General features: G+C 70.2%; 8 protein-coding genes and 1 CRISPR repeat array. Of the genes, 5 read left to right on the top strand and 3 right to left on the bottom strand.

From position 1 onward, the window contains the following. The first annotated feature begins 194 nt into the window (after positions 1-194). The gene (locus C1I98_RS32450) at positions 195-791 is read left to right on the top strand and encodes an RNA polymerase sigma factor (RefSeq protein WP_111171168.1); all 597 of its coding nucleotides are present in this window, start codon (positions 195-197) and stop codon (positions 789-791) included. Next, positions 788-1,669: a hypothetical protein gene (locus C1I98_RS32445; RefSeq protein WP_111171167.1), complete on the top strand. Its 882-nt coding sequence runs from the start codon at positions 788-790 to the stop codon at positions 1,667-1,669. Before C1I98_RS32450 ends, C1I98_RS32445 begins: the two co-directional genes overlap by 4 nt. A gap of 8 nt (positions 1,670-1,677) precedes the next feature. Here the strand turns inward: C1I98_RS32445 and C1I98_RS32440 are convergent, their stop codons facing one another. Then, the gene (locus C1I98_RS32440) at positions 1,678-2,352 is read right to left on the bottom strand and encodes a Dph6-related ATP pyrophosphatase (RefSeq protein WP_111171166.1); all 675 of its coding nucleotides are present in this window, start codon (positions 2,350-2,352) and stop codon (positions 1,678-1,680) included. Positions 2,353-2,446: 94 nt separating this feature from the next. Between C1I98_RS32440 and C1I98_RS32435 the strand changes: the two genes are divergently transcribed. Then, complete coding sequence (locus C1I98_RS32435) at positions 2,447-3,568, top strand: hypothetical protein (RefSeq protein ID WP_111171165.1); 1,122 nt, start codon at positions 2,447-2,449, stop codon at positions 3,566-3,568. Between the two features lie 97 nt (positions 3,569-3,665). Here C1I98_RS32435 and C1I98_RS32430 read toward each other — a convergent pair whose 3' ends face one another. Beyond that, on the bottom strand, positions 3,666-3,899 hold the full coding sequence (locus tag C1I98_RS32430) for a hypothetical protein (protein ID WP_111171164.1): 234 nt from the start codon (positions 3,897-3,899) through the stop codon (positions 3,666-3,668). A gap of 228 nt (positions 3,900-4,127) precedes the next feature. Then, positions 4,128-4,418, bottom strand: coding sequence for a hypothetical protein (locus tag C1I98_RS32425; RefSeq protein WP_111171163.1), 291 nt, complete (start codon positions 4,416-4,418; stop codon positions 4,128-4,130). A 47-nt stretch (positions 4,419-4,465) separates the two neighbouring features. Here C1I98_RS32425 and C1I98_RS32420 point away from each other — a divergent pair, with 47 nt between their 5' ends. Together C1I98_RS32420 and C1I98_RS32415 are read left to right on the top strand one after the other, a co-directional pair. After that, entirely contained in the window at positions 4,466-5,047 is a 582-nt protein-coding gene (locus C1I98_RS32420; protein WP_111171162.1) for a hypothetical protein, read from the top strand. A 205-nt stretch (positions 5,048-5,252) separates the two neighbouring features. Then, positions 5,253-5,768: direct repeats of the CRISPR family, unit length 28 nt; unit sequence GGACCACCCCCGCGCGTGCGGGGAGCAC. Between the two features lie 679 nt (positions 5,769-6,447). Continuing rightward, on the top strand, positions 6,448-7,208 hold a 761-nt coding region (locus tag C1I98_RS32415), incomplete at its 3' end, for a carbohydrate kinase family protein (RefSeq protein WP_111171161.1).

The raw sequence follows: 7,208 nt of genomic DNA, 5'->3' as shown, positions 1-7,208 counted from the left end.
GCATCAGGTCACCCGTTGTTGCCACCAACCCCCTCCCCCAGATACCGCGTGCGGGGTGAGTGGGCTCTGCCATACAGGCTCGGTACCCCGGCCTGGGAGACCGGCCACGCGGACGCACAGCACAAAAGGGATGGAACCGTTTCGGGGGTTGGTGGCAACAACGGGTGACCTGATGCAGAGCCGAAAGGCGCACAATGAGTGAGAGCGCCCGGGTGGAGGGCGATGACGCGTCCCTCATCGAGCGGTCCCGGCGCGAACCTGAGGCGTTCGCGGAGATCTTCCGGCGGCACGCGCCCGACATAGCCCGCTATGTCAGGCGCAGGCTCGGCACCGAAGCCGCTGACGACGTCGTCGGGGAGACCTTCCTGACCGCGTTCCGCCAGCGCGGCGGCTACGACCTGGCCCGACCGAACGCGCGGCCATGGCTGTACGGCATCGCCTCCAACCTGATCGGCCGGTACGTGCGCACGGAGGTCCAGCAGTTGCGCATCCTCGAACGCACCGGCACCGATCCGGTGCAGGCGTCGTTCACCGAACGCAGCGACGAACGGCTGAGCGCCATGGCCTCCCGCCGTCGCCTGGCCGGGGCGCTGGCCGCGCTGCCACGCGGCCACCGGGACGCGTTGCTGCTGGTCGCCTGGGCCGACCTCAGTTACCCCGAGGTCGCCGAGGCGCTGCGCATCCGGGTCGGCACGGTACGCTCCCGCGTCAACCGGGCGCGCACCAAGCTCAAAAAGGAACTCGGCGAGGTCAACCCCCTGGCCATGATCAGCGAGGAGCCCGGTCTGTGAACGAGACGAATGAGATCAACGAGCTTGCCCGCTTCCGTGCGGAAATCCCCCGCCCTGAACTCGCCGACCTGCGCGAGCAGGAGCGCCTGCTGCTGGCGGCGATGGGTGATTCCGGAGCGCGCAGCCACCGAAGGCACCTCCCCCGCCTCCCCCGCCTGCTGATCGGCGCGACGGTCACCGCCGCGATGGCCGCCGCCGCCGTCGCCGGGCTCACCCTGCTCCAGGACCGCGCCGGCACCGCGACCTCTTACGCGAACGCCGCCATCGACATCCGGCTGAGCGGCGACGACTACGTGGCCACGATCAAGGACCCGTTCGCCGACCATACCCAGTACTCCGAGGGCTTCAAGGCCCTGGGGCTCGAAGTCGGCCTGCAACTGGTCCCCGTCTCCCCGAGCCGGGTGGGCGACATCGTCCGGTACGGATTCTCTGGCACCACCGAGGCGGACAAACTGGGCGGCGGCCTGTCCCCCGAGGGCTGCGCCCCCGGCACCCCCGGCTGCGCGCTGACCGTGACGGTCTCCAAGGGCTTCAGCGGCAAAGGCACCGTCTATGTCGGCCGCCAGGCCAGGCCCGGCGAGCGATACGGGGCCCACGCGGCGGCCGAGGCCAAGGGCGAGATGCTGGAGGGCTACGACCCGGTCGAGCGTACGGTGGCCGAGGTGGCCGCCGAGGTGCGGCGGCGGGGCCTCAGTGTGGAGTACCAGATCATCACGCCCGCGAAGAACGGCGGCGGCTTCTCGGCGGACCCGAACGACCGCGCGACCGACGTACGCGACCACTGGATCGTGTGGGCGGCGGAGTCGGCGCGGGAGGGTACGGTCCGGCTGCTGGTGTCAGAGAAACGGGTGGCCAAGAACCCGGTCCACGGGAACTGACGCCGCTCTCACCCGGCATCCGCCTCCGCGTCGATGAACCAGACGCCGTCCCGAAGGATGGTCTCACCGAAGGTGAGCCGGAGCGGGGTTCGGAAGATCGGGCCGTCGGTGACCACCGTGTGATATTCACCGTTCTCGCCGGCGATGTCCACGCCCGCATCCGTGAAAAGCCCGAGCATTTCCGCGTCGATGACCTTGCCGAGAATTTCGGGCGGCAGGAGTCCGTCACGGACGGCGACGACGGCCGCCTGGAATCCGTTGTCGAGGAGTTCGCGCATCAGGGTCGGGCGTTCGGTCTGCCACAGCGGCAGATGGGCCGTCGCGCCCGCCCGGGCACATACGGAAAGCTCCCATTCCCGATGGCTTTCCGTGTCGATGTCACCGAACACCCCACGGCCGATCCCGCCCGCCACCACACTCCGCACCTCGGCACAGAACTTGTTCTCATAATCGTCCCAGGTGGTGGCCACGAACCGGATGGGCACGCCGATCGCCGCCGCCTGCCGGGCCAGCACCTCCCGACGCAGGCCGTGCGAACGGGAACGCAGCCCCGTTTCGGTCATCATCGTGACCATCACCCCGGGAACGCCACCGTGCCGTACCGCGCGGTGAAAAGCCAGCGCGGAGTCCTTTCCACCGCTCCACGAGCAGAAGAACGGAGAACCCGCGAGTTCCGGTTCCATGAGATACCCCCGATTCCCAGGATTATCGTGAGTGCCGATGGGGCAGTAACCGGCTACCCCGATCCTCTTCAGCGTCGAACGATGGGAAAAGGCCGTGGCGGTGAACCGAGCCGTTCCTCCGACGATCCGTTCTCAGCAGGAGCTTATCGAGCGCGGGGTCTCGTTCCCGGCCCCGCCGCTCGCCGCGACCGCCCTGCCGATCTCCGCCGACGGCGTCACCTACGAAATGGCCCAGCAGCTCACCTGGCTCGACGCCGACCACTTCGTGGTGGGCCGCTGGGACGGTTCTATGAGCATCTTCAAGTTCGTCGAGTCGGCCGTGTCCGGCCCGCTGATCAGCGAGTCCGTGACCAGCCCCGCCTTCCAGGGCGTGCGGATGCTCGCCCGGCTGCCCCGCCGGTCGTTCGCCAGCTCCAATGACGAAGATTCCATCGCCCTGTGGTACGCGGGCGACGACGGCTGGCCCGATCTCCGCCCCGGCGGCACCTACGGCTACGACCCGGCCCTCGGCGTCGCCACCGGCGCCCGCGCGGTCCTGGCCGGCACCAGCACCCTGGTCGTCGGCCACACCTCGGGCCACCTGTCCATCTGGGACCACGACCCGATCCGGCGACGCCTGCGTTTTCTGCGAGCCGTGGACGTCCGCAATCCCGACCCGGTCAACCCGTGGGGCCTGCACGACGTGCATTCCATCGCGGTCGTCTCCGACTCGCCTGCCAAAGCCCGCGTGCTGGCAGGCTCCGAAGACGGCTACGTGTCGATCGTCGGAGTACCCTCGGGCCACGTTCTCTCGCAGGCGGTCTTCAATCCACAGGCCCAGCGCGGCATCAACAGCGTTTCGGTGGCCGGCGACTCACTGCTGGTCGCCAACTGCTCGGTCGGCCCCGACGACTACAACCTGTGGTACTACTCGATCGACCCCGCGACCTGGCAGATCGCCCTTCGCGGAAAGGCCAACCTGATCGTCGACACCCACCGCCCCCAGGCTTTCAATTTCGCCACCGTCTGGGGCGCGTACTCGGGCGGCCCCTGCTGGTTCGCCTCCACCGAGGAAGGCGCCCTCTGGATGGGCACCGCCGCTCCCGCCTCCGGCATCGACATCATCGGTTACCAGGAGGTCACCAGCCCCCTCGGCTCGACCCTGGGTTATGCCCCCGACCCCGGCCGCCTGGTAATGGTCGCCTACGACCTCTACGAGTACACGACCGGCGCGTGAGTCGTTCATGGGACGGTCAGGCGAGCCGGTACCTCAGCCCAGGGTGGTCATGTCGGCTCCATGCTGATCGGTGACTACGGCGATGGTGCTTTGTGGTTCAGGCCGCGCCCATGCGGCTGAGGATGCCGAGTTGCTCGGTGAGCGCGGCCACCAGTTCCAGCGGCCCGGGCCGGGCGAACTGGTGCAGTACTCCGGCGGCCTTCTGCGCGGGGGTGGGCGGGGAGTGCTTGGTGGCCCACCAGCAGCGGTTGTGTACGAGGATGCGCCAGCCGGGGAAGGTGGTCTCGATCGCGGCGAGGTGGGCGCCTTCCCACAGGCTCAGGCGGTCCACTGCACCCCCGTTCGTGAAGTGCGCGGGCGGGCGGATCTGGCTGTGGGGCGCCCGCCCGCGCGGGCACGGGGGCTACCGACTCCCCGTGCGACGCGGTACGGCCCTGGGCGATGGGAAGGGGGCCGCCGCGCAGACTGTGGAGTGGCGCGGGCGAGGAGAACACCTCGCACCCGCCCGCCGTACGGCACGACAGCGCGCCAAGCTCTCTCGCCGCGCCGCCGTACCCGCTCAAGGGGTGTCCTCCCACGCGTCCCCGGCGACGGAGACGGTCACGCCGTCCGCCCGGTGCGCGGTGATGAGGGTCGTGCCGTATCGGTAGTCGTAGACGGCGCGGGGCACCGGGGCGAGCCGCGCGTACCGGACCCGCCCACGCCCGTGCCGAAAAGCGGCGAGGGCATCGAGCATCGCCTTCTCGGCGACGGCCTCGTCATTGATCACGCCACTCGCCCCGCAGTCACCGGCCTCCACCTCCCACACGACGAAAAGGCCGTCGTCTTGGGCGCTGGTGGGCGACGACACGAACGCTGGCCGGTAAATCAGGCGACAACCTGCTCGCCGCCTGGCTGATGACCTGGGAGTCGGCGTACCGATGGTACGACGACGCCGACAATCCCAGCGTGGTGCTCGGCTTGGTACATGAGGCGCGGCGACTCGCCGGAGAGCGGCCCAGCGCGCCGCTCGTCGCGGCCATGTGCGGGAAGGCGTGGGCGCTGACCCGGCTCGGCAGGCACGCCGAGGCTGTTGAGGCCATCCAGCAAGCGGCGGATGTGTTCGATCGGCTCCCCTCCCGGGTGGCCGGGGTTGATCCGGGCTGGCCGGGCCGGGGGTTGTGGTTCGATCTCAGTCTCGTGTACACCCTCGCGGGGGATATGAAGCAGGCGGCGTCCGCACAGGACGCTGCGGCTGCGGCCTTCCCTGTGGGGCACCGGACACTTACACAGGTCGCGCTTCACCGGGCTGCACTCCAGGCGCAGGCGGACCCCCAGCAGGGCGTGCCGGAGGCGTCACAAATCGTGGACGGACTGCCCGCCGAGCGGCGGGACATGCGGATACTCTCAGCGGCGCGGATCACGCTCGAAGTTCTTCCCGAAGACGCTCGCGAGTCTCCTGCCGCGCGTGAGTTGCGCGAGCTTACGAGCGGCTCCTGAACCTCGCCCTCGGGCACGACGAAGACGCCCCGGTGCTTGAAAGAATCGGGCCTTTCCCCATAGCCGAAGCAGCGGGCTACTACCCGCTGCAGTACATGTCCCTGTCCCCGCAGCCGGACAACAGCCGCCGACACGCTCGTGATCGCGGTGAACCCGGACTCCTGTCAGGGAGCACGGCAAGGCGGCGGCATAGGTACAACAGACGGAATCATCCCCGCACATGCGGGGAGCACGGCTCCTCGACCGATACGGGGCCGACTACCGGAGGACCACCCCCGCGCGTGCGGGGAGCACTCGTCGCGGAACTTGTCGAGCATGCGGTCTCCCGGACCACCCCCGCGCGTGCGGGGAGCACAAGCTGCCGCCCGAGCAGCGCAAGGCGCTGGGAGGACCACCCCCGCGCGTGCGGGGAGCACCGCCCGTCATCGACGAGGCCCGCGTGCGTGCCCGGACCACCCCCGCGCGTGCGGGGAGCACACGACGCAATCGTTCGCGTGGGTCTCCGCCACCGGACCACCCCCGCGCGTGCGGGGAGCACGGCACTGCGCGGGCGAGTATCGCTAGCGATCGGGGACCACCCCCGCGCGTGCGGGGAGCACTCCGTCCAGTGGTTTTCCGGGACGAGGGCAAGAGGACCACCCCCGCGCGTGCGGGGAGCACCGACGGAGACGGGCACAAGATCGGCCGGTGGGGGGACCACCCCCGCGCGTGCGGGGAGCACACTTGTTGACCTGCGGGTTTTCCTGGCGCTGACCGCGATTTCCTTTAGTTCGAAAACGAGCGCTTCACCGGTTGGCCTCAGGGCATCGTGATTCGGCGAGGACGGTCTTCTCCTCAATTGTGTGGGTGTGGCTGGCAACTCAGGAACGATATCCCGCAAGGGCGTATGGTCGGGTGACTTGCCTGGAATTGGTGAGCGTTCACGATCCGAAGGCCGTGTGGATGGGATTCCTAGAGGCTGGGTCGTGGCTGGTGGCCGTCGGGGGTTGAGACGGGTATCGGTGTGCCGGTGGCGCTGGCGCCGGGCGGAGCCCGGCCTTGAGAAAACAGGCCGAGCGTCAGCGAGGTCCAATGCGCGCGGAGCGCGGCCCCTCGGGCGAAGCCCGTCCCCCTGCGCGCGGTAGCGCGCCATGAGGCGACGCGCGGTAGCGCGGCGCCGGAAAGCACAGGCCGAGCGGAGCGAGGTCCAAGAGGTGCGCGGAGCGCGGCTCTTTGGGCGGAGCCCGGCCTCTGCGTGCGAAGCGCGACCCTCTCGGGCGGAGCCCGTACAACGCGCGGAGCGCGGCTCTTTGGGCGGAGCCCGGCCCCCTCGCGCGGAGCGTGGCGGGCCGCCGGAGGCGGGAGGGGGTGGGGGGTGTGTCAGAGTGGTCGGGTCGTTCGTGTGGATGGAAGGGTCGGGTATGACCGGGGGCATCGTCACCGTCCTGGGCGAGAACGTCGCCGACACGTTCGCCGACCCCGCCCAAGGCCCCACCGGCACGGACGGTGAGTTGATGCTGCGGGTGCTCCCCGGCGGCAGTCCCGCCAACACCGCCGTCGCGCTGGCCCGCCTCGGCACCCGCACCCGCTTCCTGGGCCGGTTCTCCAATGACGTGTTCGCCAGGGCGTTCCGGGACCGGCTGACCTCCTCGGGGGTCAAGCTGACCGGCAGCGTCCGGGCCGCCGAGCCCAGTACGCTCGCCGTCGCCACCCTCGACGAGCGCGGCGGCGCGGCGTACTCCTTCCACGCCGACGGCACCGCCGACTGGCAGTGGACCGCCGAGGAGTTGCCCGCGCACGCCCTGGACGAGGCGGTGTGCCTGCACACCGGTTCGATCGCGCTGGGCCGGCCGCCCGGCGGGCGGGTGATCGAGGAGTTCGCCGAGGCCGCCCGGTGGCGGGCGACGATCTCGATCGACCCGAACGTCCGGCTGCCGCTGGTCACCCTGGACGGCCTGCGCGACCGGCTCCCGTACTGGTGCGCCCTCGCCGACGTGCTGAAACTGAGCGACGACGATCTCGCCCTGCTCTACCCCGGCTGGACGATCGAGCGGGCCTGCGACGAGTGGCACGCGGCCGGGGCCGACCTGGTGGTGGTGACCAGGGGCGCGGAGGGTGCGGTGGCGTCGCTGCGCGGGGAGCGGGTGGCGGTGCCGGGGTTCCGGGTCGCGGTGGTGGACAC

The organism is Spongiactinospora gelatinilytica (genome assembly GCF_003236385.1).
Classification (GTDB): Bacteria; Actinomycetota; Actinomycetes; order Streptosporangiales; family Streptosporangiaceae; genus Spongiactinospora; species Spongiactinospora gelatinilytica.
This window is presented reverse-complemented; position numbering and strand designations above follow the sequence as displayed.